The 24,547-nt window shown below is 44.9% G+C and carries 34 protein-coding genes and 1 other RNA gene; 27 read left to right on the top strand and 8 right to left on the bottom strand.

Annotation, left to right across the window (positions count from 1 at the left end; all coding sequences use genetic code 11):
* Positions 1 to 9: 9 nt before the first annotated feature.
* Positions 10 to 675, bottom strand: a complete 666-nt coding sequence (locus tag I8J31_RS16420) for a LexA family transcriptional regulator (protein WP_199469671.1) — start codon at positions 673 to 675, stop codon at positions 10 to 12.
* Between the two features lie 149 nt (positions 676 to 824).
* Between I8J31_RS16420 and I8J31_RS16415 the strand changes: the two genes are divergently transcribed.
* From I8J31_RS16415 to I8J31_RS16320, 20 genes are all read left to right on the top strand, one after another.
* A complete protein-coding gene (locus I8J31_RS16415; protein WP_199469670.1) occupies positions 825 to 1,109 on the top strand; it encodes a hypothetical protein in 285 nt (94 codons plus the stop codon).
* A 9-nt stretch (positions 1,110 to 1,118) separates the two neighbouring features.
* The gene (locus I8J31_RS16410; RefSeq protein ID WP_199469669.1) at positions 1,119 to 1,352 is read left to right on the top strand and encodes a hypothetical protein; all 234 of its coding nucleotides are present in this window, start codon (positions 1,119 to 1,121) and stop codon (positions 1,350 to 1,352) included.
* Complete coding sequence (locus I8J31_RS16405; RefSeq protein ID WP_199469668.1) at positions 1,340 to 1,546, top strand: hypothetical protein; 207 nt, start codon at positions 1,340 to 1,342, stop codon at positions 1,544 to 1,546. Before I8J31_RS16410 ends, I8J31_RS16405 begins: the two co-directional genes overlap by 13 nt.
* On the top strand, positions 1,539 to 1,850 hold the full coding sequence (locus I8J31_RS16400; protein ID WP_199469667.1) for a hypothetical protein: 312 nt from the start codon (positions 1,539 to 1,541) through the stop codon (positions 1,848 to 1,850). Before I8J31_RS16405 ends, I8J31_RS16400 begins: the two co-directional genes overlap by 8 nt.
* A complete protein-coding gene (locus I8J31_RS16395) occupies positions 1,850 to 3,451 on the top strand; it encodes a replication endonuclease (protein WP_199469666.1) in 1,602 nt (533 codons plus the stop codon). The genes I8J31_RS16400 and I8J31_RS16395 overlap by 1 nt, the downstream gene beginning before the upstream one ends.
* Positions 3,452 to 3,463: 12 nt before the next feature.
* On the top strand, positions 3,464 to 3,685 hold the full coding sequence (locus I8J31_RS16390; protein WP_199469665.1) for a hypothetical protein: 222 nt from the start codon (positions 3,464 to 3,466) through the stop codon (positions 3,683 to 3,685).
* The gene (locus I8J31_RS16385; protein ID WP_199469664.1) at positions 3,675 to 4,100 is read left to right on the top strand and encodes a hypothetical protein; all 426 of its coding nucleotides are present in this window, start codon (positions 3,675 to 3,677) and stop codon (positions 4,098 to 4,100) included. The genes I8J31_RS16390 and I8J31_RS16385 overlap by 11 nt, the downstream gene beginning before the upstream one ends.
* Positions 4,097 to 4,297 (top strand): hypothetical protein, encoded by a 201-nt coding sequence (locus I8J31_RS16380; protein WP_199469663.1) that lies wholly within the window; start codon positions 4,097 to 4,099, stop codon positions 4,295 to 4,297. Before I8J31_RS16385 ends, I8J31_RS16380 begins: the two co-directional genes overlap by 4 nt.
* Entirely contained in the window at positions 4,294 to 4,785 is a 492-nt protein-coding gene (locus tag I8J31_RS16375) for a hypothetical protein (protein ID WP_199469662.1), read from the top strand. Before I8J31_RS16380 ends, I8J31_RS16375 begins: the two co-directional genes overlap by 4 nt.
* The gene (locus tag I8J31_RS16370; protein ID WP_199469661.1) at positions 4,782 to 5,474 is read left to right on the top strand and encodes an ATP-binding protein; all 693 of its coding nucleotides are present in this window, start codon (positions 4,782 to 4,784) and stop codon (positions 5,472 to 5,474) included. Before I8J31_RS16375 ends, I8J31_RS16370 begins: the two co-directional genes overlap by 4 nt.
* 268 nt (positions 5,475 to 5,742) lie before the next feature.
* Positions 5,743 to 6,570 carry a major capsid protein P2 gene (locus I8J31_RS16365; protein WP_199469660.1) on the top strand — a complete coding sequence of 276 codons (828 nt, stop codon included), beginning with the start codon at positions 5,743 to 5,745 and terminating at the stop codon, positions 6,568 to 6,570.
* Between the two features lie 12 nt (positions 6,571 to 6,582).
* Complete coding sequence (locus I8J31_RS16360) at positions 6,583 to 6,867, top strand: hypothetical protein (protein ID WP_199469659.1); 285 nt, start codon at positions 6,583 to 6,585, stop codon at positions 6,865 to 6,867.
* Entirely contained in the window at positions 6,867 to 7,010 is a 144-nt protein-coding gene (locus I8J31_RS16355; protein WP_199469658.1) for a hypothetical protein, read from the top strand. Before I8J31_RS16360 ends, I8J31_RS16355 begins: the two co-directional genes overlap by 1 nt.
* An 82-nt stretch (positions 7,011 to 7,092) precedes the next feature.
* The gene (locus I8J31_RS16350) at positions 7,093 to 7,317 is read left to right on the top strand and encodes a hypothetical protein (protein WP_199469657.1); all 225 of its coding nucleotides are present in this window, start codon (positions 7,093 to 7,095) and stop codon (positions 7,315 to 7,317) included.
* Entirely contained in the window at positions 7,314 to 7,703 is a 390-nt protein-coding gene (locus I8J31_RS16345) for a hypothetical protein (protein ID WP_199469656.1), read from the top strand. The genes I8J31_RS16350 and I8J31_RS16345 overlap by 4 nt, the downstream gene beginning before the upstream one ends.
* Positions 7,693 to 8,238 carry a hypothetical protein gene (locus I8J31_RS16340; protein WP_199469655.1) on the top strand — a complete coding sequence of 182 codons (546 nt, stop codon included), beginning with the start codon at positions 7,693 to 7,695 and terminating at the stop codon, positions 8,236 to 8,238. The genes I8J31_RS16345 and I8J31_RS16340 overlap by 11 nt, the downstream gene beginning before the upstream one ends.
* Positions 8,235 to 9,083: a hypothetical protein gene (locus tag I8J31_RS16335; protein ID WP_199469654.1), complete on the top strand. Its 849-nt coding sequence runs from the start codon at positions 8,235 to 8,237 to the stop codon at positions 9,081 to 9,083. The genes I8J31_RS16340 and I8J31_RS16335 overlap by 4 nt, the downstream gene beginning before the upstream one ends.
* Positions 9,083 to 9,748, top strand: coding sequence for a hypothetical protein (locus tag I8J31_RS16330; RefSeq protein WP_199469653.1), 666 nt, complete (start codon positions 9,083 to 9,085; stop codon positions 9,746 to 9,748). The genes I8J31_RS16335 and I8J31_RS16330 overlap by 1 nt, the downstream gene beginning before the upstream one ends.
* Positions 9,749 to 9,760: 12 nt before the next feature.
* Positions 9,761 to 10,237: a structural protein gene (locus tag I8J31_RS16325; protein WP_199469652.1), complete on the top strand. Its 477-nt coding sequence runs from the start codon at positions 9,761 to 9,763 to the stop codon at positions 10,235 to 10,237.
* A complete protein-coding gene (locus tag I8J31_RS16320; RefSeq protein WP_199469651.1) occupies positions 10,234 to 10,377 on the top strand; it encodes a hypothetical protein in 144 nt (47 codons plus the stop codon). Before I8J31_RS16325 ends, I8J31_RS16320 begins: the two co-directional genes overlap by 4 nt.
* Positions 10,378 to 10,602: 225 nt before the next feature.
* Here the strand turns inward: I8J31_RS16320 and ssrA are convergent.
* Positions 10,603 to 10,964: a transfer-messenger RNA gene (gene ssrA / locus I8J31_RS16315) on the bottom strand.
* Positions 10,965 to 11,074: 110 nt separating this feature from the next.
* Positions 11,075 to 11,557, bottom strand: a complete 483-nt coding sequence (smpB, locus tag I8J31_RS16310) for an SsrA-binding protein SmpB (protein WP_199469650.1) — start codon at positions 11,555 to 11,557, stop codon at positions 11,075 to 11,077.
* A gap of 181 nt (positions 11,558 to 11,738) precedes the next feature.
* On the opposite strand from smpB, the gene I8J31_RS16305 reads away from it, so the two are divergent.
* From I8J31_RS16305 to I8J31_RS16295, 3 genes are read left to right on the top strand one after another with little or no spacing between them, the layout of a single operon-like run.
* The gene (locus I8J31_RS16305; RefSeq protein WP_199469649.1) at positions 11,739 to 13,097 is read left to right on the top strand and encodes a sodium-dependent transporter; all 1,359 of its coding nucleotides are present in this window, start codon (positions 11,739 to 11,741) and stop codon (positions 13,095 to 13,097) included.
* A gap of 1 nt (position 13,098) precedes the next feature.
* A complete protein-coding gene (locus tag I8J31_RS16300) occupies positions 13,099 to 13,530 on the top strand; it encodes a type II toxin-antitoxin system RatA family toxin (protein WP_199469648.1) in 432 nt (143 codons plus the stop codon).
* A gap of 1 nt (position 13,531) precedes the next feature.
* Positions 13,532 to 13,816 (top strand): RnfH family protein, encoded by a 285-nt coding sequence (locus I8J31_RS16295; protein WP_199469647.1) that lies wholly within the window; start codon positions 13,532 to 13,534, stop codon positions 13,814 to 13,816.
* Here the strand turns inward: I8J31_RS16295 and I8J31_RS16290 are convergent.
* The gene (locus tag I8J31_RS16290; protein WP_199469646.1) at positions 13,813 to 14,130 is read right to left on the bottom strand and encodes an outer membrane protein assembly factor BamE; all 318 of its coding nucleotides are present in this window, start codon (positions 14,128 to 14,130) and stop codon (positions 13,813 to 13,815) included. The two genes, I8J31_RS16295 and I8J31_RS16290, sit on opposite strands and share 4 nt — an antisense overlap.
* A 69-nt stretch (positions 14,131 to 14,199) precedes the next feature.
* On the opposite strand from I8J31_RS16290, the gene fur reads away from it, so the two are divergent.
* On the top strand, positions 14,200 to 14,610 hold the full coding sequence (gene fur / locus I8J31_RS16285) for a ferric iron uptake transcriptional regulator (protein WP_199469645.1): 411 nt from the start codon (positions 14,200 to 14,202) through the stop codon (positions 14,608 to 14,610).
* A 62-nt stretch (positions 14,611 to 14,672) separates the two neighbouring features.
* On the opposite strand, the gene recN is transcribed toward fur, so the two are convergent.
* The gene (recN, locus tag I8J31_RS16280) at positions 14,673 to 16,343 is read right to left on the bottom strand and encodes a DNA repair protein RecN (protein WP_199469644.1); all 1,671 of its coding nucleotides are present in this window, start codon (positions 16,341 to 16,343) and stop codon (positions 14,673 to 14,675) included.
* A 187-nt stretch (positions 16,344 to 16,530) separates the two neighbouring features.
* Between recN and grpE the strand changes: the two genes are divergently transcribed.
* From grpE to dnaJ, 3 genes are all read left to right on the top strand, one after another.
* Positions 16,531 to 17,097, top strand: a complete 567-nt coding sequence (gene grpE / locus I8J31_RS16275; protein ID WP_199469643.1) for a nucleotide exchange factor GrpE — start codon at positions 16,531 to 16,533, stop codon at positions 17,095 to 17,097.
* A gap of 101 nt (positions 17,098 to 17,198) precedes the next feature.
* Positions 17,199 to 19,118 carry a molecular chaperone DnaK gene (gene dnaK / locus I8J31_RS16270; RefSeq protein ID WP_199469642.1) on the top strand — a complete coding sequence of 640 codons (1,920 nt, stop codon included), beginning with the start codon at positions 17,199 to 17,201 and terminating at the stop codon, positions 19,116 to 19,118.
* A gap of 166 nt (positions 19,119 to 19,284) precedes the next feature.
* Positions 19,285 to 20,412, top strand: a complete 1,128-nt coding sequence (gene dnaJ / locus I8J31_RS16265; protein ID WP_199469641.1) for a molecular chaperone DnaJ — start codon at positions 19,285 to 19,287, stop codon at positions 20,410 to 20,412.
* Positions 20,413 to 20,448: 36 nt separating this feature from the next.
* On the opposite strand, the gene I8J31_RS16260 is transcribed toward dnaJ, so the two are convergent.
* From I8J31_RS16260 to I8J31_RS16250, 3 genes are all read right to left on the bottom strand, one after another.
* Positions 20,449 to 21,060 (bottom strand): uridine kinase family protein, encoded by a 612-nt coding sequence (locus I8J31_RS16260; RefSeq protein WP_199469640.1) that lies wholly within the window; start codon positions 21,058 to 21,060, stop codon positions 20,449 to 20,451.
* A gap of 187 nt (positions 21,061 to 21,247) precedes the next feature.
* Positions 21,248 to 22,561 (bottom strand): sulfatase family protein, encoded by a 1,314-nt coding sequence (locus I8J31_RS16255; protein WP_199469639.1) that lies wholly within the window; start codon positions 22,559 to 22,561, stop codon positions 21,248 to 21,250.
* Positions 22,558 to 24,504, bottom strand: coding sequence for a TRAP transporter permease (locus I8J31_RS16250; protein WP_199469638.1), 1,947 nt, complete (start codon positions 24,502 to 24,504; stop codon positions 22,558 to 22,560). Before I8J31_RS16250 ends, I8J31_RS16255 begins: the two co-directional genes overlap by 4 nt.
* Between the last annotated feature and the right edge of the window lie 43 nt (positions 24,505 to 24,547).

The raw sequence follows: 24,547 nt of genomic DNA, 5'->3' as shown, positions 1-24,547 counted from the left end.
GCTCCTTTCCTAAATCATTGGATGGCCTGACCATACAACACGACCAATTATTTTAAGTTTGGTTAAGCCTTCAATAGGTATGGTCATGGGTTGGTAGTTCTTGTTGTCCGAGGTGATGGCAACCAAGCCGTCTAGCTGTTTTTGCACTCGCTTAACGAATAACTCCCCATCGTAGTTGATGACATACACGCCGCCGTCACTGGTGACTGTGTCTTTGGTCTTGTCGATCACTAACGAGTCACCCGAAAAAATGGTGGGTTCCATGGAATCCCCACGGGCATAAATGGCGATTAGGTTCGCGGGGTTGATGCCTGATTTTCTTAACCATGATTCTTTAAAGGCCAAATGCTGGTCTATGTTTTCCGCTTCCACAAGTGCGCCTTGTCCTGCGCTGGCTTCGATGCTGTATTGGGAAATATGGCAGTAATCGTTGTCCTCTGGGATGACTTGAATCTTGTCTGTTTGCTTCATGCCTTGTCCTGTCAATATCCAATCCATTGAATAGCCTGTTGTTCTTGATGTCTCGTAAACCTCTTTGTAGGGGATGGTGTTTCGTTTTTTCCATGCTGAAATTATTGCTGACGTTGAGTCTATTTTTTTTGCTAAATCTGCTGCATTTTTTGCGCTAAAGGCAGTAATGAGTCTATCTACGATTTCTATTGCATTGAGTTCCATATTTATACCCTTTAAATAAAAGTCTACAAATGAATAAATATTGTGTTGACAAAAGAAGACACAAAATATACTTTTCACTTGTAGGTATTCAAATGTTGAATATTCTGAATTATTCAGAACAAAAACATAAAACTATGGAGTATAGGAACATGGCGGCAACAAAACCAGATAAAAAAGAGCAAAAAATCAAAGAAAGAAAGCCTATTCAATTAATGAAAGTTCATTTTCCTGATGGTGTCGTGGTGGAAGTGTCTGCCCCGTATTGCACAAGGGAGGAATGGGCAGAGCGCACGGGCATGGATGAAGACGTGGTCAAACTCGCCCTTTATAACCGACAAATGGCGCGCCACAAGTTTTCCCCTAAAGGTGATTTGTTCGTCAACGTGATCGAAGAAACACGCCGTTTAGTTGAATCAAAACCATGGAATAGGTAGGGGGGACTCATGCTTACACCTGAATACATAAAAAAGAACGGATCTAATGATTATCACGAGGGTGTTTCTTTCTATGGTTGTCCTGACCCTTACAAAGACTTCCTAGTTATCTTTTGGCGTGAAGGTTGGCTAATGGCACAGCGTGAAAGCTTGCGAAGTCAGCTTATACAAAATGAATTTTTACTCAAGGCCAATGCTGATGCTGAAGCGAAGTTAAAGGAGAGTAAAGAATGGCAGCTTTAGAGGAGCAACGAAAACAGCTTTTAGGCTGGATGATGCAATACCCACCTAAGCCACTAGAGGAACGGCTTGCCTGTTCCTATCACGCTATGAATCCTTCGCATGAAGTTGTTCAGGCCAGAACCACTACTGCGACTGAAACCACGTTCAACCAATACGAAATTACTCTGTTCAATGAGGGTATGCCGAATGTTTAACCCTGAAAGCGAAAGTCGATTTTTTAAGATGCTCTCTTTATGCCCTGAGTTTGAGAAATATTGGGACATTAAAGAGGGTGTTTGTAAGCAAAGAACGCTAGGTGGGGCTATAAATCGTTTGCTTTCTTCTGAGGATACAGAAGGCGAATCAGCCCTACTAAGTTTCTATGCGGCTGTGTGGTTTGGAAACTCGGATATGTTTGAGTTTGATTTTATTAAAGCCATGCAAGTTATGGATGAGCGTTCTATTAAGATTATTAGAGCGTGGATGGTTAAGCCATTTTTTTGTGGGGACTGGGAGTAATGATTTTAACGACTCCAACGGCTGAGTGCATAAAGTGGCGTGCCGGCATTCTGAAAAGCATTTCTATTTTAAAAACCGTGATTGAAAACGAGTTAACCCGTCTGGATAAAAAGGCGGGTTATGTCCTGGCTAATCGTTGGTTAGGTCGTGTGAATGCTCGCCTTACCTATTGTGACCAGTACATCACCGATTTAAGCGGGGAAGACTTGGCAAAATGGGCCGAGCGTGTAAGCCGTGATGTGGAAATAGGCATTGCGCAATATTCGACTAAGCAGGGGGCAGGGGCGGTTCGTGCCTTCCTGAAAGAGCAAGCGACCATGGCGGGGGCGCTGTTTGATGATTGGGAAGACAGCGACAAGGTAAACGCGTTAATGCTGCGTATGGTGACGCCTGAGTGGTGGAAACGCCAAGCAAAACGCCAATGGATTATTGTCGAGCAAATTCTAAGAGAGTGCGGCCAAGTACACCGCCACGCTTCGCCTTATGCCTCTAGTTGGGCGTTAAATAAGTTTCGTCAGCAATTGCAAAACAATCGTGCTTTTCTCGAAGGTTGGGAGGCGGTGAACGATTTAGGACAGTCTTACACCTTGGCGCAACTTTCAGAAAAAGGCATTTCAAACCCTAAGAACCGTAAAGCGGAATTGATGGTCCGTATTCGTGGTTTCGAAGAAATGGCCGCTTACCTTGGGCATGAATCGTATTTTATTACGATTACTTGCCCGTCTAAGTATCACCCGATCAGCAACGGCAGACGCAACCGCAAATACCTAAAGGCTGATTGTCCTACGGTGCGTGATGCCCATGCTTACCTTAATGGGGTATGGAAACGCTTTAGGGCGTATTGCAAGAATCACGGCATTCCTTTTTATGGCTTACGTACTGTCGAGCCCCACCATGACGGGTGCCCACACTGGCACCTAATTACCTTTGTTAAACCCGAAAACGCCGCGCATTTCTTAAGTGCGTTTCGTGCTTATGCCATGGAAGAAGACGGCAAAGAAAGAGGCGCGGCAGAACACCGCTTTACTGTGGTGAAGATCGACCCAAGCAAGGGAACGGCAGCGGGTTATGCGGCTAAGTACGTGGCTAAGAATATTGATGGTGAAGACATAGACACCGATTTTGAAACGGGGCGCAGTGGTAAAGATGCCGCGCAACGCATTACAGCGTGGGCACGTCTAAACCGGATTAGGCAGTTTCAATTTTTCGGCGGTGCGTCGGTCACAGTCTGGCGTGAATTGCGCCGTCTTGGGGTGAATGCGGCCCCTAAAGCCTTCCCTGATATTTACCATGCCGCCAATCGTGCGGACTGGTCTAAATTCGTCACCTTAATGGGCGGCGTATTCGCTGGTCGTAACCAAACCTTAAAACCTCATTACTCGGAACCTGAGCCAAACCAGTTTGGGGAAATGGTCGCGTCCATTAAAGGCGTATGTCGTGCCGCTGATGTCGTTGTGACTCGCCTATACGAGTGGACTGTTCAACGGGTCGGCACTGGCTCTTTGGCTCTAGAGAACGGCGCAGCCGTTCCTTGGACTTGTGTCAATAACTGTACACGGGGCAGTTCTAGCCCCCCGTATCAACCCAACTATCAACCTTAAAGGACTTAAAAAATGGAAAACACAGAACTACAGGAAATTATGCAAAAACGAGAAACCGCACAAGCGGCGCTGATGAAATCGATGGATGGGCTTAAAGGCTTAAGCCCAATGTCTTTAATGACAGGCGGTTTTAGTTCCCTTGAAGGGGTCGCGGCGCAATTTCAGAGCGTGGCGTTTTTGAATGATCAAGTCATTACTGAACTAGCAGAGAGGGCTTTACACCATGGCGATTAGTAAGGGATTTATCCAGTGTCCAGAACGGCACTGTTCAGAAGTGGCCGAGGTGTGGCAAGCAGGCGGTAAACGCTCCACGCTTTACACAAAATGTCCGGCTTGTGGCACTAACCAAGGCAGCGGCTTAGCACGTCAAAAACACCTATCAGAAAGCCTAAAGGTATCCCGTGAAGAGGTGGAAACCCCAGCGGAAAAACCCACGGTATCCGATACCGAAGAAAACGCCGCTATACCAACACAGAATGCGGCTTCCAGCGTTTCGGAGGATACCGACCCGATACCTAAAAAGAAGCCTATAGATAAGCCTAAAGATATGCCTACGGCTCCCCCTGTTTTGCTTGGCGTACTGGCATTACTGGCGGCGGTTATTACGGCTATTTTTGCCACTCGTAAACCTAAAGGACAAACAGCATGAATATGGTTTTTGCGTTAACAAGAGACAAGGTTTTTAAGTTGATTGAAAAATATGGTGAGCCTGAGCGGCTTTTTTATTCAGGTAATTACCGTTCTTGCTGTGCTGTTTACAGCGACAAAGTTATCTATGTGAACGTTGGTCAAGAAGATGACGTTGTACTTAATAGAGAATCAAAAGTTTATAAGGTGGATATATGAGCGAAGAGCAGTTAGATATGATCGAAGATCAAACAGGCGGTGAATTACCAGATGATCAAAAGGACTTTTTGAAGTCTCTGGAAGCAGAAGAGGCAATAGAAGACCTTGACCCTGAACAAACCCAAGCCGAGGAAGCCGAGCAAGAGCAGCAAGCAGAAAAAGACGAGCAAGCCGCAAAAATGACGGCATTGGGTGGCTTATCAATGATTGAGTTTACATTGAGACGGGTTATTCATCCTGATTTTGAATTTACTGCTAGTACAAAAGATTATGCAGTTGAAAACCTAGCCCCTGTTTTAATTAAATATGGGGCGTTGATACCTGCTTGGGCGGTAGAGTACGAGCCAGAAATTAAGGCCGCAATGGCTGTTGGTTCGTTAGTGTCTGAGGGGGTGAGCACGGCCAAAGAGTTAAAAGCAAAAGATGCGGCAATAGCTGAGGCTAAGCGGCAAAGTGACCAACAAGACGGTGACAGGGTGGCCGCATGATCTTACAACCTAAAAACCCTAACAACCGATTAAGTGCAGAACATGCGCTTTTTGTCGGTTCCTCTGGTTCCGGTAAAACAACAGGCGTAAAGCAAGTGGGTGTCATCAATGCCACGGATCAGGTGGCCTTGTTTGACCCCTACTTGGATTATGAAGCGCTATGTGGTCGTGAAATACGCCGCTACACCTCGTTAGCGGCGTTTGCCCGTGCTTTGTTTTCGGCTCGCGCTACCAAGACGGGGCGAGGCTTTAAGATTGCCTATAGCCCTAAAGATGGTGCAAATGCTAAGAATCTAGAGGCGTTTTCTCGGGTAATTTGGGGCGCTGGAGACGGTAACCATAAGAAGCCGTTAAAGGTTGTTTTTGAAGAATTAGCCAAGTGTGTGACCACAAGCGGCGCGGCTCGCGGGGCTTTTGGTGAAATCCTCACTGGTGGCCGGAAGTTTGGTATTCACGCTATTTGTATTTTCCAGCGTGGGCAAGAAGTGCCTAAAACGGTTATGGGCCAATGTTCTATTAAATGGGTAGGCAAGCAGCAACGAGAACAAGACGCCGTTTATCTCGCTAGAGAGATTGGGCTACCCGTGGACAAGATTATTGCTTTACCAAAATTTCATTATTTGATGAAAACAGACGACCACAACATAGGCCAATTTGATGAAGGCAAACTTCGAAAACTCGCCGCTTAATCACTTACTTTGTGCAAAAAATAAGGATAAATAGCCCCATTATACCTTTAGGTATCGGGGCTTTTTTTTTGCTTGACGGAAGCCTAAAGCGATTTGCTAATTTTCGACCTGTTCAAAACACATTTATTAACTCGAACAGGAAAAAAACATGAACGTAAAAAAATACGCTCCCATTGCCATTATCGCGCTGTTAGTCGCGGCTGGTGTTGTGTGGGCTTCAAATAACGTGGACGCCGTCGAAGACGCCATAGGATAGGGGTAAAAAATAATGCTTCAAGTCCTAAAACGATTAAACGGCTTAAACGGTGTTGCATGGGGTTCTAAAGCTTCCGTTGCATTGCCAGCAGGCCCTACTTATACAGAAATCCATTTAGAAACCTCTTTGACAGCGGAGCAAATTCGCCAAGTCAATGTGATTCTAAACGGTGAAACGATTGTGCAGGTATCAGGCGCTGACTTGGTGATGATGGAAAAATACAAAAAGCATCATATCCAAGAAGCCACTTTTGACAATGATGGTGTGCTTACACAGAAGGGTATTTTTGTGATTCCGTTTACTAATCCAACGGCAAAAAATCAGAACGGCGCAAACTTTGGCGGTTTGGTTACTTTGAAAGGTGAAAATATCACCTTAGAAATCGAAATTGCTGATGGTACAGGCGCTTTGTCTTTGGGTGGTTTTTCCTATAGTACGTTTGCACAAGCTCGACGAATTTGGGAACCAAATATTAAAACGCATATCTTTCAGGCCAATTCTACAGGCTTGAATGATTACCCTAATTTCCCATCCAGCGACAAAGTTAATCTACGTCGAATGTATTTTAAAGGTGATATTTCACGCTTGGTCTTAGAGCGAGACGGGACAACCTTGTTTGATGCAAGCAAAGGCGTTTATGAGTTTCAGCAAGTGCGTGTTGGTCGTGTTCCTCAAACTGGTTACTTCACTTTCGACCCGACAATTTACGGGTATGAAATGGCGGACGTTTTGAATACTGGCAAGGTGTCGGAATTTGTATTTCGTCTGGATCTAGGTACAGCGGCGGCGGTTCCGATTCTCGTTGAATCCATAAAACAGGTTAATACGCTGCAAGCGTAGGGGGCTTTATTTATGGGTTGGTGGGATGATGCAAAAAGCGCCGTATCTACGGTTTACAAAGATGCCGCTGGTTCGTTGTTTGAAGACAGCGAGCCAGCCCCTGCAACTTATCAGCAGTCAGCGGCGCAAGAGAATAGCGCGGCAGGTAATAACGCCACAACAATTCCTAGTGCCCAAACAAATACAGGTGAAACCGTTGTTTATGCATCGGCTCAATCAAATACGCCGCTCTTAATTGGCGGCGGGGTTTTGGTTGTTGTCCTGTTGTTTTTTGCACTCATGCTAAGGGGGAAGTGATGCCACTATTTTTATTACCCCTCTTGGCGGGTGCTGGCGGTTTTGGTCTGGGTTGGTGGTCTGGTAGTAATTACGGCTGGATTATGTGGTTGTTAATTGCTGTGTTTGCTTATTTTGGTTTTAAAAAAATGGGGGTGATTTGATGACGTTTATTTCTTACTTATTCAAGTCGCTGATCGTCGCGGTTATCTCGTTTTTTGTTTCTAAGAAATTGGGGGTGGCTTAATGGCTGGAGCAAGTCAATTAGCTGGCGGTGTGGGTGGTGTTGACACAGGCGGCGGTGGCATTAGCCCGTCATCTAGTGCCAGTTCATCAAACAAAGGTGGTAACAACTCACTAGGCGGCTTTTCATTTGGCGGTTACAACGATTCGCCAAACTACACGCCTTACATCATTGGTGCGGTGGTTCTGGCCGTGCTCTGGTTCATGATGAAGGGTAAAAAACGATGAAAGCGACTCGTAAATCGTGGACAGAAGACACAGCTAAAAACCTATGTGGTTCGTGTGGTGAAGATGTTGAAACCATCAAGAAAGAAGTGAATGAAGGTGTCAGCCACCTTTACCATCTGGAAGGTGAAAACGTCGATTTATGGGTAGTCACTCGCGGTGAATCATTTCCCGAAGGGAGCCAATTAGTGATTTTGTGTGTGGGTGGTAAAGGTATGAAAGAAGTGGGGCCGTTCTTGATTGATCAGGCTCGCGCTTTTGGCTTTGCCTCTATCCGCTATCACACGAAAAACCCCGCAGTACATCGCTTGTACTGCGGTTATGGCTTCGGTGGTGTGGAGCAAGAGCGAGTCTATAAAGTAGATATTGGGGGCGCTGATGGGCAGTAGGTCGAACAGTTCAAACAGCACAACAAACAATGTTGCCAACTACAGCTTAAACGGTATCGAGACTGGCGGTGCAGTGGTTGCGGGTAATGATAATACAGTCTACACAACTGATCACGGCGCGGTAGAAGGTGCTTTCGATTTTGCGAGCGAACAGAGCGGCCAAGCGTTTGGGTTTGGTGACAGTGCGCTTGAATTCGCTGGAAATGTGGTTGATTCAAACGAAGATGTAACCAAGTACGCCCTTGATAAAAACAGTGATTTAGCAGGCCAGACAATTGGCTTTGCTGCGGACGCAATAGAAGGCGCAAACGAGACAACGCAAAGCGGTTTTGAATTCGCTGAATCTTTAGTTAATCAAAATAGCGTGAATGCGGCCAATTCCACCTTAGCCATTAAAGACTTGGCTAATTCATTAGCAACGGGCGGCTCTTCTGATGTGATCGAAGGATCAACAAAAATGGTTTACACCATTGGGGCCGTTTTAGCCGTGGTGATGCTTGGCTTTGTCGTCATGATAGGGAGCCGTAAAGCATGAAAATACAGTTACAGCCGTTTGAAAAAACGTTGATTTCAATTACTGGGGAATCGTTTGTCTATCTGGATGGCGCGCATTCATTGGAGCTGCAAGCCAGTGGAAAGCGCGCTGAAATTCCAAGTGGTAGTCAGGTTCGGTTTCCAAAATTTAACGAAATCAGCATACAGAATAAAGGTGATACAGAGCTAGTTGCTGATGTGATTATCTGTGAGGGTGAGTTTCGTAAGCTGTTTGAAGGTGCCACCATCAGTGCTGAAATTATCAATACGGTGGATGTGTCCGGCTCGTCTGTGGCTATCTCTGGCGCGGTTGCTGTTTCCGAAATGCCCGTGGTTGATGTGTCCGGTTCGTCTGTGGCGGTTTCTGGTGCGGTTGCCGTTTCCGAAATGCCTGTGGTTGATGTGTCTGGTTCATCTGTGGCGGTGTCTGGTGCGGTTGCCGTTTCCGAAATGCCCCTAGTTGATGTGTCCGGCTCGTCTGTGGCGGTTTCTGAAATGCCCTTAGTTGATGTATCCGGCTCGTCTGTTGCTGTTTCTGAGTTACCAGAAATCAAAAGCGCTGCCACTTTAAACATGGTGACAAGTGAGTATGCATTATCTGCTAATAGCTCTTTAACCATCGCGGGGCGTGTCAATCGTAAACGTCTGTTAGTACAGGGGTATTCTGAATCTGAAAAGACCACGCTTTGCCGCATTAGTCACACAAGCGCCACGGCTAACACAGGCGCAATTTTGCCTTGTGGTGGCGGCTTAATGGGAGAGATTGCACAGCACCACAGCGCGGCGGTTAAAGTTTGGAATCCTTCAGGTGAGACGATTTCTATTCACGTTCTGGAGGAATTCTAATGGCCGTTTATTTTGTTGGAAGTGCAAAGCTTATTAAGGACATTGAAAACGTTAATGCTGAGATTGAAATTCTACGCTCCATGGAATTCGGCGGTGTGGGACGTATTGAAAAATACGCTTCTTCAGTACCACCAGAAAACACCATTAAGGCCAATGGTGCAGAGCTAAGCAGGGAAACCTTTTGGCGGCTTTGGGAATACGCGCAAGCGAGTGGAAATATTGTAGATCAAGCCAGTAAGCAGCGTGGTCAATTTGGTACAGGGAATGGCTCTACTACCTTCACCATTCCAGACCATAGGGGCGTAGTTGGTCGCGGCTTTGATAATGGCGCTGGGTTGGACTCAGCGCCAACACTAGGACGTTACCAAGGAGATAACAACAGGGCACATAGTCACTCTATGGGAGCGGCTGGCAATCACAGTCACTCTATGGGAGCAGCGGGTAATCATAGGCATGGAATTGTCGGTTCGCCAAATGACAATACCCCTCGCGTTGCTCCTGATACGGCGCGGGCAGGAGGAACTGTTATGTATACGGATTATGCTGGAGAACACACCCATACAATCAATGTGAATGGCAATCACACTCATTCTATTAACAGTTCGGGTGCGACGGAAACAACAATGAAAAATGTCACTTTTCTATATTGCATTCGATACCAGTAAGGACATTAAACAATGAATAAAGCAGTTCTAACCCTTGGCGGTCTTGGGCTGGCTTATCTGATCTACAGGGGGAGCAAAATGCTAGCAGTGGATAACGTGCGTGGTATGCGCAACAAAAACCCTATGAATGTCGTGAAAACGAACATTGCATGGGACGGTAAAGTACAAGGTGATGACCCTACCTTTGAAAGCTTTAAAAGCTATTCATACGGAATACGAGCAGGGGCCAAGCTGCTAACGAATTATGAAAAGCTCTACGGCTTAAACACCGTGCGCGGTCTTATCTCTCGATATGCTCCAGCGCATGAAAACCCAACGGACGCTTATATAAACAGCGTAGCGAGTGCGGCGGGTGTGGGGGCTGATGAACAAATCAGCGTAAAAGAAAAATTACCAAAACTGGTAAAAGCAATCATCCACTTTGAGATAGGCGCGGTGCCGTTTTCGACTTGGTATATCAACAATTCAATAAAGGAATTAACAGCATGAAGTTTTTTAAAGGGAAAATTGTTAAATGGTTGGCAGGGTCTGTCGTAACGGTTGTTTTAATTAGTTTGAATGTACCAGCACCAGTTGCAACAACCGCTGGTAATGCGGCGGGTGAATTTGCAGCGGAAATGGTGGATTAATGGATTTAGAGTTAATTAATCAAATAACAGGGACTGGAGCAAACAGTTCAGTAATGCTTTTAAGCTATATTCTTTGGAATTATCATATTCGAATAAAGCGATTAGAAGACGAAAAAAAAGAGAGCTAATTTAGCTCTCTTTTTTATGTGACTTACAAACGGTGTGTCGTTTGTGTGTCGGATTAACTTTAAAAAGTGCAAACCCTTTTAAAATCAATCGCTTAAGTGGTGGAGGCGGGGGGGATCGAACCCCCGTCCGTCAGTCCTCTGCCATCGGCTCTACATGCATAGTCACTTCTATTATTTGACCACGAACCGCCCGAAGGACAGGGTGTTAATGGCGAGCCTACTTAGTCTTAGAACCTTATCCCTAGGCGGGGCATCAGTTAGCATCTCGTAATTTATGATACTGCAGAGTCTCTGGCTACGAGCAACCTGAGGGCAGCACACTAGCAGCGGTTTAGGCTGCTAAAGCGTAGTTTTCGTCGTTTGCGACTATTAAATTGATGCGGGGGATTTACGAGATCACGCATCACTCTCGACATGCACCTTTGGGTTTGTAACCGACGTCGAAACCATGTCGCCCCCAAAAAGTAACGCGATTCTAACGGAAACCTAGAGTTTGCGCTAGAGATAACATATAAAGTGCGCAGTATCTTCACTTTACAGTAGTTTGGCTGTGCCGTTTTATGTTGTGCTTAATTGTTGTTGTGCTTCATTAAACGTTCTTTATCTCGTGCCCAGTCGCGGTTGCGTTCTGTGTCACGTTTGTCGTGCTCTTTCTTACCGGTTACCAGTGCGACTTCACACTTGATTTTGTTTCCTTTCCAGTACAGCGCCATGGCTGCACAGGTTTTGCCCTTTTGCTCGGTCACTTGAATTATTTTCTCAAGCTCTTTGCGGTTTAGTAGTAGTTTACGCTGGCGCATGGGCTCACATACAACGTGTGTGGACGCGCTTAGTAATGGCGTAATGCGTGCACCTACCAGCCATGCTTCGTTTTGATGGATGATGACGAAGGAATCGACTAGTTGAGCCTTGCCTTCTCGTAGGCTTTTTACTTCCCATCCCGCTAAAACAAGCCCCGCTTCAAACTTTTGGTCGACAAAGTAGTCATGTTTCGCGCGTTTGTTAAGTGCAATGGTGCCTGTACTGTTGGATTTTTTCTTTACTTTACTCATAGTTAGAAATTATACGGTCGATAGGGGCAAAAACCTATGCTTTTCTTGAGGTATGCCTCCGAATGTTAGAAAATTCGTATCGGTTAATACAAATGTATTTGTGGGATTTGAGAAGGAATTAGTCATCCCGATCTTTTACCCCTATTATTAAATGATACTTGCTTAATTTAGAGCGTAATTTATGCCTGAAAGTCGATGTTTACAAGGTATCTGGTCGAGTCCATTAATATTTATTTTTGCGGCCAGTGGTTCCGCAGTGGGCTTGGGGAATATTTGGAAGTTTCCTTATTTGCTCGGTCAGAATGGCGGTGGCGCTTTCCTGTTGGTGTATTGCTTGTGTTTGTTATTAGTTGGTTTGCCTGTATTGATGGCCGAGGTGGCGTTGGGGCGTACGGTTCGCTCTAATCCTATTGATACCGTTAATGATCTTAGTGAACGCCGTATTGTTCATTCTGCTTGGGTGGTTGCCCCTTGGATCGCAGGTATTACAGGCTTTTTGATATTGAGTTTCTACAGCGTGATAGCGGGTTGGTCGATTGGCTATTTGGAGCGTGCTGTCTCAGGCGACTTTAAGGGTATTAGTCATGAGGGTGCGGCGAGTATGTATGATTCCTTGCTAGCTTCGCCGGGGGAAATGCTGCTTTGGCATTCTATCTTTATGATGTTGGTGGTGTTGACGGTTGGTCAGTCGGTGATTCGTGGACTATCCGCGATTGTTCGTATTTTGTTGCCTTCACTTATTATTATATTGGTTGTATTGGCAACTTATTCGCTTGTTATTGGCAACACTTCTGAAGCATTGGCTTTTTTATTCCATTGGTCTTGGCAGGACATTACTTTTGATGTGGTGTTGTCGGCCATTGGTCACGCTTTATTTAGTTTGAGTGTAGGGATGGGGGCTATGTTTTCCTATGGCGCTTACATGAATAAACGTATGTCTATCGCTCGAGCCTGTACCATTGTGGTTGGTGTGGATCTGCTGGTGGCGATTTTAGCTGGGTTGGTGATTTTCCCTCTTGTGTTTGCTTTGAATATTGATGTGGAAGCTGGGCCAAGTTTAACCTTTGTGTCTTTGCCTATTATTTTTGGCAGTTTACCTGCCGGCCAAGTTGTTGGTGGCGTGTTTTTCGTTCTGTTGGTGATTGCTGCGTTAACGTCTGCCATTTCAATGCTTGAGTTATTTGTTGCTTGGATGCATGAGAAATTTTACATCGATCGTTTTAAGGCGGCTTTGCTGTTAGGTATTGCAGCATGGCTTATTGGTATTGTGGTGTTGTTGTCTTTTAATCACTGGGACAACAAGGTTCTGTTTGATCTTAACTTTTTTGAATTATTAGATGAATTAACCTCTCTGATCTTGTTACCATTTGGGGCCATTTTATTGTCTGTTTTGGTGGCTTGGTTTATCCCTCGTTCCATGTTGCAAAATGAGAAGGTGACTAAGCAGGCCGGCCATTTTAAATGGTGGTATAACATATTGAAGTACATCAGTATTCCCATGATGATTGTGATTACTGTTGCAGGTTGGATAGGAGTGTAGTTTGAGTCATATAGAGCGCTTTGCTCATGTTAATTACAGTTGTGAGCAAATGTTTGCGTTGGTAAATGATATAGACGGTTATCCAGAGTTTTTACCCGGTTGCTTGAATGCGACTTTGATATCTCATACATCAGATGAAATAGTTGCATCTTTAGAGGTAGGGAAGGGCCCGGTACGACAATCTTTTACGACTAAAAACTTTTTGCAAGAGTTTAATAAAATAGAGATGACCTTGGTGAAAGGGCCTTTTAAAAGGTTGCATGGTATTTGGACCTTTACTGAGTTGTCTGCTACGAGTTGTAAGATTGCATTAACGATTGATTTTGAATTAAGTGGCATGCTGAAGTTTGCTTTTGGCGGTGTGTTTAGTCAAATTGCAAACTCTATGGTGGAAGCCTTTAGTAAGCGTGCCATTGTGGTATACGGTAAATAATATGAGAGTAGAAGTAGCTTATGCTTTGCCGGAAAAGCAGAAGATAATTACTTTAGAAGTTGAAGACGGCTGCAGCGTGCGTGAGGCCGTGCGTCGTTCTAATATGGAAGCCTTCTTTCCGGGATTGGATGTGGAGACGGTGAAAGTCGGTATTTTTGGTAAAGCAGTAAGAAATGCTGATGAGCAGGAGCTCAAGGCGGGTGAGCGTGTAGAGATTTATCGGGAACTAATCGTTGACCCTAAGCAAGCTAGGGCCAACCGCGCAGCGAAAGCAGCAAAAGATTAGTTGTTTTTGATTTGGGCCAAGGTGCCAGCGTTAAAAATTAAAGTTAAGTTATCGGCAGCACTTTTAGGTGCGTCTGGTGTAGCGTGTTTGATAACGTATAAGTAGTGCCATTCATTTGGCTTGAATGTATCTCTTATCATCGGGTTCCCCAGGAGGTAAGTAACTTGAGATTCAGACATACCAACTTGTAATTTAGCAAGCTGTTCCTCTGTAATAAGGTTTCCTTGCGCAACAGGGGCCTTGTAAGGTGGTGGAAATAAACTGCATGCGCTAAGCGAAAGTGCAGCGCATAGTATAAAAATTGATTTTTTCATTGGTATCATCCTAACTCAGGTATGCTAATGATAAAGTAATTATCAACAAGATCGAATAGAGAATGACTCATGACCAGTGAAAATCAAGAATTAAAGAAAGCGGGACTCAAAGTAACCTTGCCGCGAGTAAAGATTTTGCAAATCCTTGAAGGTGCGGGTGAGCACCATTTGAGTGCCGATGATGTATATCGTACTTTGCTTGATCAAGGTGAAGATGTTGGCTTGGCAACGGTTTATCGTGTTTTGACTCAGTTTGAAACCGCAGGTTTGGTACAGCGTCATCATTTTGATGCAGGGACTGCAGTTTTTGAATTGGCGAAAGGGGATCATCACGATCATATGATTTGCCTAGAAACTGGCAAGGTTATTGAATTTGTTGATCCAGTAATTGAGAAGCGGCAACATGAGATCGCTGAAGAGTATGGTTATGATATTGAAGACCATAGTCTGATTATGTATGTACGCCCGAAGAAAAAATAAACTCATTTTTTAGTCGTTAGTTGCAATGACTCAGGCCTAAGTTGCAGAGCTTAAGCCTGTGTTTATTGTAGTTGAACATTGCCAAGCATCTCTCTAGCGTGCGCTAGGGTTTGCTCGGTGAGTTCCAATCCGCCCAATAAACGCGCAATTTCTTGTGTTCGTTCATTGTCTTTCAATTGTGCTACTTGAGAAGACGTTGCTTTGTCTTTTACTTGCTTGCTAACTCTAAGGTGTTGATTACCCTGAGCGGCCACTTGCGCTAGGTGAGTCACACAAAAAACTTGTCCGCGCGCCCCAACAGAACGCAGCATGCGCCCCACAACTTCGGCGACACCGCCACTAATTCCCACATCAACCTCATCAAATACCAATGTTGGAATAGTCGAAGTGTGAGCTGTTACCACTTGGATGCCGAGACTGATACGAGATAATTCACCACCAGAGGCGACTTTTCGCAGCGGTTGTGGTGGTTGGCCTGGGTTGGAGGCGATCATGTATTCGATTTCTTCAAAGCCATTAGCTGTAACTTGATTAAGCGGCTGACAGTGAATCAAGAAACGCGCATGTGGCATGCCTAAACCATGGATTTGTTCTTCTACCTGCTTGGCTAGCTCATCTTTTGTTGTCATGCGTTTTTCTGTCAGTGTGGTCGCAAGGGCAGTGAGGCTTTCGTAAGCTTGTTCTTCTTTTTCTTTTAATACATCGATGCTTTCTTCGCTACCTTGTAAGGCGGCCAGTTCTGTGTTGACGCTTTCACGCAGCATGATGAGGGCTTCAGGCAGTTGTCTGTGGCGACGGGCTGTTTCATAGATATCAGAAAGACGGCGCTCAATTTCTGTTAGACGCTCCGGGTTTTGTTCTAGTGTGTCTTGATAGTGGTGTAAGCTGTCTGCGGCTTCTTGTGCTTGAATCAGAGCGATATTCATCATTTCTAGCGCGCTTTCTAGTTCTTTGGTTGCGGGGTTAATTTGGCTAGCGCTGCTGAGTGCTTGGTTCAATAGAGAGCAAATGTTGCCTTCGTCGCTATCTATTAAGATATTACTTGCTTGATAAGCTTTAAATTGTGAATCGGCAATATTGGAGAGAAATGCTTGCTCGTTTTCTAGTGCTTCTATTTCGCCTTCTTTTAGGTCGAGTTTTTCTAATTCTTGAGACTGGTAAGACAATAGCTGAATTTTTGCGTCCTGTTCAGATGAGCGGTTCTGCTGAACAGCAAGGTCATCTTTGAGTTGTCGCCAAACATTGTATTGTTGGTTTACTTTTTTGCTTAATTCGGTGAGTTTGCCGTATTCGTCCAGTTGTTGTCTTTGGGCGCTTTTCTTTAATAAGGACTGATGTTCGTGTTGACCGTGGATGTCGACTAGGTGACTACCCACATCTTTTAGGTCACCAAGGGTGCAAGGGCGACCATTAATGTAAGCCTTGGAGCGGCCTTCTTTGCTGATGACGCGACGTAAAATACAGTGTTGCTCGTTTTCTAAGTCTCTTTCTTCAAGCCATTGGTAGACATGAGGGTAGCTTTGGATGTCAAAACTGGCGCTGATATCGGCCTTGTTTTCGCCATGTCGTACTACTGCTGCATCGGTTCGTCCACCTAAACATAGGGAAAGGGCGTCGACCATGATGGATTTTCCAGCTCCTGTTTCCCCTGAAATTACTGTCATGCCTTTTTTGAATTCAAGTTCTAAAGACTCGACAATAGCAAAGTTGGAAATGGCGATGCTGTTCAGCATAGGGTGCTCCACAAAAGAGAAGTTATTTATATGGTTATTTATACAGTATTTGGTTGTTTTTTGACAAGTACTCTGTTGAAAATTAATTCCCTTTAAATTTATGAGGTTTTGCTGTTGAAAGGAAAAAAGCTGTCCCCATATACCCAGCACAGAGGAAGAATTGTTTCTGTTATTTGGAGTTAAAGAAATGAGTGATCAGCAAAAAAATCCTAATCAAGAAGCGGAGCAAGATTTGAAAAGCGAAGCAGTGGAAGAACTTTTAGAGCCTGAAGCAGAGCTACTAGAAGCAGAGCCTGAAAATGATGAGCTTGCAAAAGCACTAGAGGAGGTGGCTCACTATAAAGAAGCTGCACTTCGTGCCCAAGCCGATGCTCAAAATGTACGTCGTCGTGCTGAGCAAGATGTCGAAAAGGCGCATAAATTTGGTTTAGAAAAGTTTGCTAAATCAGTGGTTAGCGTCGCGGACAACCTTGAGCGTGCTTTGACCTCTACTCCTGCAACGGACGAGCCAGATCTTGTTCGTGAAGGTGTTGAACTTACGCTGAAAGATTTGCTTGAAACGCTGTCTCGTTTTGAGGTGAAAGTCGTTGATCCACATGGTGAACCTTTTAACCCTGAATTACATCAAGCTATGACTATGGTGCCGAATCCCGAGTTGGAACCGAACACTGTCATGGACGTAATTCAAAAAGGTTATACGCTCCACGGCCGCTTATTACGCCCAGCAATGGTAGTCGTTTCAAGTGCGGCTTAAATAACCTGTCATTTTTTTGACACTGGGCGCTTGAAAAGTTTTAAAGCGTACCCAAATACAGAACTATCAATATTACAAACGAATTATTGGAGATGAACACCATGGGTAAAATCATTGGTATTGACTTAGGTACAACGAACTCTTGTGTTGCTGTTTTAGACGGCGAAAAAGCACGTGTAATCGAAAACGCTGAAGGCGATCGCACCACACCATCCATCGTTGCTTACACAGACGATGGCGAAATTTTGGTAGGTCAGTCTGCTAAGCGTCAAGCAGTTACTAACCCAAACAATACAATTTTTGCGGTTAAGCGTTTGATTGGTCGTCGCTTTAAAGACGATGTGGTTCAGAAAGACATTTCTATGGTGCCATACAAAATTGTAGGCGCTGAGAATGGCGATGCTTGGGTAGAAGTAAAAGGCGACAAGAAAGCTCCACCGCAGGTATCTGCTGAAATTCTGAAAAAAATGAAGAAAACAGCAGAAGACTTCTTAGGTGAAACAGTAACTGAAGCGGTTATCACTGTGCCTGCTTACTTCAATGATTCTCAGCGTCAAGCAACGAAAGATGCTGGTAAAATTGCTGGCCTAGAAGTTAAACGTATTATCAACGAACCAACTGCAGCGGCTTTGGCTTACGGTCTAGATAAAAATGCGGGTGATTCTACTATTGCGGTTTATGACCTTGGTGGTGGTACGTTCGATATCTCTATCATTGAAATTGCGGATGTAGATGGTGAGAAGCAATTCGAAGTATTGTCTACTAACGGTGATACTTTCCTAGGTGGTGAAGATTTCGATATGCGTGTTATCGAATTCTTAGCGGCAGAGTTTAAGAAAGACACTGGTATTGATCTACATAGTGATCCTTTAGCGTTACAGCGCCTTAAAGAAGCGGGCGAAAAAGCAAAAGTTGAGTTGTCTTCTTCTTCGCAAACAGAAGTTAACCTTCCTTATATTACAGCCGATGCTTCTGGCCCTAAACATTTGAACGTCAAATTGACTCGTTCTAAGTTGGAGTCTTTGGTAGAAGAGCTTGTTGTCAACTCTTTAGCGCCTTGTCGTCAAGCGTTGAAAGATGCAGACCTTTCTGCTTCTGATATTGATGAGGTTATCTTGGTTGGTGGTCAGACTCGTATGCCACTTGTTCAAGCGAAAGTGTCTGAATTCTTTGGTAAAGAGCCTCGTAAAGACGTTAACCCAGATGAAGCGGTTGCGATTGGTGCTTCTATCCAAGGTGCGGTACTTGCTGGTGATGTAAAAGATGTTCTTCTTCTAGACGTGACGCCACTGTCTTTAGGTATTGAGACTATGGGTGGCGTTATGACACCTTTGATCGAGAAAAACACGACTATTCCTACTAAAAAGTCGCAAACTTTCTCTACAGCAGAAGATAACCAAAGTGCGGTTACTATCCATGCTGTACAGGGTGAGCGTAAACAGGCGTCTCAGAATAAATCTCTAGGTCGTTTCGATTTAGCTGAAATTCCACCTGCTCCACGTGGTGTGCCACAAATCGAAGTAAGCTTCGACATTGATGCCAATGGTATCTTGAGTGTGTCTGCGAAAGACAAGGCGACAGGTAAAGAACAATCTATCGTCATCAAAGCCTCTTCTGGTTTGAGTGATGAAGAAGTTGAAAAAATGGTTCAGGATGCGGAAGCGAATGCTGAAGAAGACCGTAAGTTTGAAGAGCTTGTACAAGTTCGTAACACGGCTGACGGTATGATTCATGCAACTCGTAAAACCTTGACTGACGCTGGCGATAAAGCCACAGAAGAAGAAAAAACCGCCATTGAAACAGCGATTACTGAACTTGAAGAAGCATTAACATCAAATGATAAAGAGCAGATTGAAGAGAAAACCAATGCGTTGACTCAAGCGTCTGGTTCTTTAGCTCAGAAAATGTATGCAGAGGCGGAAGCAGCAGGTGCGGCGGGTGCTGAAGAAGCGACTTCTGGTGCAGCTCAAGATGATGCGGTAGATGCAGAGTTCGAAGAAGTAAAAGACGATAAAAAATAAGCCGTAAGGCTTATTTTCGTCGCCCTAATGTTAAGGGTTGGTATTGCGGACACGGTTTTAGGACCGTGTTTTGCTATGTATAAAACCAACAGAATAGTGGCAATTACAAAAGATTTTATGACTCTGATTTTTAAACTTCAGACTTCTTAATTCAGGAATGCCTGCAATGAGTAAAAGAGACTGTTACGACGTTCTTGGTGTTGCCAAAGGTGCGGATAAGAAAGAGATCAAAAAGGCTTATCGCTCCCTAGCAAATAAGTATCACCCAGATAAAAACCCAGATAATCCGGAAGCGCTTGAAAAATTTAAAGAGCTTGCTGAGGCGTATGAGATTTTATCGTCTGATGAAAAGCGTGAAGCCTACGATCGATTTGGTCATGAAGGTGTTAACGGCCAGCAGGGTTACGGTGGTGGTGGCGGAGCCGGCGGCTTTAGTGACATTTTTGGCGATGTGTTTGGTGATATTTTTGGAGGTGGCGGTGGCGGCGGTCAAAGCCGTACTCGTCGTGGTTCCGATTTACGTTATACCTTGGAGCTTGATTTAGAACAGGCTGTTTGGGGTTGCGATGAAAAAATTCGCATTCCAAGTTTGGTTAATTGTAAAACCTGTGATGGTTCAGGCGCTAAAAAAGGTACTAAGCCAGTAACTTGTCAAACTTGTCAGGGACAAGGTCAAGTTCGAGTTTCACAAGGCTTTTTCTCGGTTCAGCAAACTTGTCCTCATTGTCATGGTGCTGGGCAAGTTATCAGTGACCCTTGTAATGACTGTCATGGACAAGGCCGCACCCAAGAATACAAGACACTTTCCGTTAAGATTCCAGCCGGTGTGGATACGGGTGACCGTATTCGTTTGTCTGGTGAAGGTGAAGCTGGAGCTCAAGGTGGGCCATCTGGTGACTTGTTTGTACAAGTGTCTGTAAAACCTCACAATATCTTTGAGCGTGATGGGGCGAACTTATACTGTGAAGTGCCAATCAGCTTTACTACTGCTGCCTTAGGTGGTGATATTGATGTGCCGACACTAGATGGTCGTGTACGTTTGAAGGTGACAGCTGAGTGCCAGACAGGAAAACTGTTCCGCTTGCGTAATAAAGGCGTAAAGCCTGTGCGTGGCGGCCCTGTGGGCGACTTGATTTGTAAAGTGGTTATTGAAACACCAGTGCATTTGACGGCTCGCCAAAAAGAGCTGTTTACTGAACTAGCAGAAAGCATGGGAGAAGGAACGAATCATTCCCCTAAGCAGAAAAGCTGGTTTGATGGTGTAAAAAGATTTTTCGATGATATCAAAAAGTAATTTTTGATTGATTTGAAAGAGACATGAAAAAGGCGCTTATTTAGCGCCTTTTTCTTTTAATAAGAAGTCGATATGAGAGCGAAGTAAATTTGCAGCATTGGTGAAGCTTTTATTATTAGGAATAATAAAATCTGCTTTGTCGCGTATGTCGATGGTTTTTAGAGACGCTTGACGTACATGGCGCATATAGCGGCTGGTTACTTCATTGACGTTACGCCCACGTTCAGCAATATCTCTTTTCAAGCGACGTACCACAGCAATGTCCATATCTGTATCAACATATAGTAAATAATCTACGGCGTCTCGAACCCCTGGATCTTGAAACATCATGTGGCCTTCAACGAGTACGACATGAGTAGGGTCGAGATTACGATAACCTACACGTTTGTGTTGAGAGTGATCATACTCGGGGATTTCATTTGGTTGTTGGCGGTTTTTACAGTTGTGAATGGCTAACGTTAAGCTTTCTATGTCCAGAGAGCTTAAGTCATCAAAGTTATAAACATCAGGGTCTATGCTGCCACAGCCATTATAGAAGTTGTCTTGACACAGTACAGTGATTTTATCACCTTGCCCTTCTGCTAGTAGTGAACAAAGTCGGCTTTTACCACTGCCGGATACCCCCGTGATACCAATAACAAGCGCCATTTATTACCTCAAATATAAAATGAAACTCTGCTTCTAAAGCCGAGCGTTTGAGTCGCTCATATTAGCAGAAGTTAGTGCCGCCTTTCTATTTGAGGGGGAGTTATTTTGTTTTGGTGAGGTTGTTTATGCAATTTAGGGCGCTCTATTTCCCTATATAGATGGAAAATAGAGTGCCTCTGTGGCGATATTAGCGTTGCGGCATGTCTGCGACACTGTAACCTAGGCTGACGGTCGCATCATCCGGAATGGGGGGGATGGTCTCATTCCAGTTAAGCCACTGTTTACGCATTGCTTCGAGCCTTTCTGGGTATTTTTTGCCAAGGTTTGCTCGCTCGCGGGCATCGTTGGTGATATTAAAAAGGTATTCATGTTCATCCACCTTCAGGTACTTCCAGTCGTCTACACGTAGTGCGCGTTGATCACGGTGGTTCATGCGCCAGTAGAGAGGCCTTTCGAAGCGTTCAGTTTCACCTGTTAGAATGGGCATTAAGGAGATGCCATCAACAGGGTAGTGTGGGTCTATTTCACCACCACCCACCTCAAGTAAGGTACGCGACCAGTCCATGGTCATGCTGTGTTGCATACTAACTGTGCCTTTTTTGATAGCGGCAGGCCAGCGGGCTATCCAAGGTACGCGTATGCCCCCTTCGGTGAGATCCATTTTACCACCGACCAAGGGCCAATTATCTGAAAAGCGTTCGCCGCCATTATCACTGGTAAAAACAATTAAGGTGTCTTCTGTAAGGCCATGTTTATCAAGGGTTGCCATGATGTTCCCTATGCCTTCATCCATATGATGAATCATTTTCCGGTAAGTATGGATGTTGCCACCCTCTAAATGGAATAAGGTTGAGATGTCATCCGCTAGATGGGCGTCATCTCTTGTTTCCCATGGCCAGTGCGGGGCGGTGTAATGAATGCTTAAAAAGAAGGGTTGATCTTTAGCTTCTGTGGCGCGGCGATTAATAAATTCCACGGAATGCTCAGAAATTAAATCGGTTAAGTAACCGACTTCTCGATGTTCTTCTTCGTTGATGTATAAATCGTGATCACCTCGGCCACTTTTATGGGAAAAATAGTCAACACCACCCGCCATAATGCCAAAGAATTCATCGTAACCAGAGGCTCTAGGGCCAAAGTGAGGAGGGTAACCAAGGTGCCATTTTCCCATTAATCCAGTGTAATAGCCTGCTTTTTTAAGCTGCGATGGAAGTGTCGGAATATTAGGCGGTAACCCCAGTGTTGCGCTGCCTTTACTTTTACTATTGATGGGCTCTTCCAGTGCACCTCGTAACCGGTACTGATAGGCCATGGTCATTAGAGCAAAGCGGGTTGGCGAGCAAACGGGGGAATTCGCGTACCCTTCGAGAAACATCATGCCGTCTTCGGCAAGCTTATCTATGTTGGGGGATACCTTGCCAAATTGCGCTTCGCGACCGCCGTAACATCCCAGATCTGCGTAGCCAAGGTCGTCTGCGACGATGTAAATAATATTGGTCATAGTTGATTTCCTTTTAAACGGCGTATTAATTTAAGATCTATTCGAAGGTGTCCCATCCATAATAGGATGGCTAGACTGATGCCTAATTGGTCCCATAATAGTCCTGGAATGAAAAGCATGATGGCAGCGATTAATCTGCCGATAATTTCGTAAAAACGTAATGCGTGAGAATGAAAGCCTGTTAAGGCTGTTGCTGTCAGCATGATGCCTACTGCTAGTTTTAGTAATAGCCATAGCCAGCTGATAAGGTCAAAGTCTATGCCAGATTGACTCACGGTTAGTAGTAGTGGGTTAAAGGCAAAAGCAAATGGAATAATGAAAACCATGATGCCGACTTTTGACGCTTGAAAAGAGGTACCAATTGGCCCACCACCAGAGATACTGGCGGCCGCAAAGGCGGCAATGGCAACGGGTGGCGTAATCGCTGATCCCACCGCAATAAAGAAGACAAACATGTGCGCGGTAAGAGGGGCCAATCCAAGTTGTTGCATAGCCGGTATAGCAATGGTTGCGACTGTTACGTAGGCGGGCAGTGTCGGCATGCCCATTCCAAGAATAATGCAACAGAAGGCGGCAATCAGTAGTGAAAACATCAGCGAGCTTGAAGCTATGCTACCAAGCAAGACGCTGAACTTCACTGGTACACCGGTCGCGGATAAAGCAGAAATGACAATGCTAACGGCTGCTATTGCCATAAGCAGGCCTGAAAATGTTTTGCCGCCTGAGCAGACGCTGAGTATTAATTTGTGCGGATATTTTCGTATATCTGGGTTGATCAAGCTGAGAGGTATGAGACAAGCAAGCGCTGTGATAGACGCACCTGAAGGTGATAGTCCATAGAGAAGTAATGCCACAATGATGACTAAAGGTATAAAAATTAGCAGTAGATTTAGGTAATCTTGCCGATTAGGTTTATCAACGCCTTCTACCTTGTCCGTTGCTTTTATTCCAAGCTTGCGAGACTCAAATACAATCATTGCAAACAGACTGCCGTAGTAAGCAATGGATGGCACGAGAACAGCAATAATAACGGTCATGTAGCTAATGCCGATGAAATCTGCCATGACTAAGGCGGCGGCTCCCATAATGGGCGGCATAATTTGCCCCCCCGTTGAGGCTGATGCTTCTACTGCGCCAGCAAAGTTGGGTGAAAAGCCCCGTTTTTTAATCATAGGGATGGTGATCACCCCTGTGCCAACGACATTTCCTACTGCGCTGCCTGACACAGTGCCAAATAAGGCGGAAGACAGAACAGCGGCATGGGCAGGGCCACCAGCGGTTTTTCGCATCCAATGGAAGGCAATGCGGATCATGGAGTCGCCAGCGCCCACACCTTCGAGTAGAGCCCCTAAAATAATAAAAGGAAAAACAGTAGTGATGACAATGGCAAAGGTGCTGCCTAATATGCCCGTGTCTAAACTGTATAAAAGGTTTTGCGCTAGGGTTTCATGTATGTCGTTGCTCACTGTCTGTAATGGGCCAGGCCACCATTGACCTGTTGCCATGTAAAGAATGCCAATGATACCCAGTAAGGCAACGGGAATGCCCCAAATACGCCAGCAGAAAAAGAGTGCTCCAGCGGAAGCCACTAAGGCTGTCCACATTTCATAGGAGCCAAAAAGAAACATGCCATCATCTAGGGCGATACTGATTTGATAGAAAGACCAGCAACACCAAAGCATAGTGAATAAGAAGAATGTACTTATACTTGCTAGCCAAATGCTTAATTCTCCTCTTTGGTATTTGCTCAGCATATTGAAGGTGACTGTCATGATACATAAGGCAAAAAAGGTAGAGCGGAACAGAACTAAGGGAAAAGGCCCTAGTCGAAAGTTGCCTATAGCTGGCATGACGTTAGCTAGACCGTAGATACTGACCACGAAGCTTAAGACTGCGGTAATCCAAGTACATAAAACCCAAGTAGGTTTGGAAGTAACTGACATAGATAGGACTCCGAGAACCAAAGAGGAAAACCGCCTTGGTTCT

The organism is Marinomonas transparens, assembly GCF_016463975.1.
Classification (GTDB): Bacteria; Pseudomonadota; Gammaproteobacteria; order Pseudomonadales; family Marinomonadaceae; genus Marinomonas; species Marinomonas transparens.
Note: the sequence above shows the minus strand (reverse complement) of the source record. Positions and strands in the feature narration are given on the sequence as shown.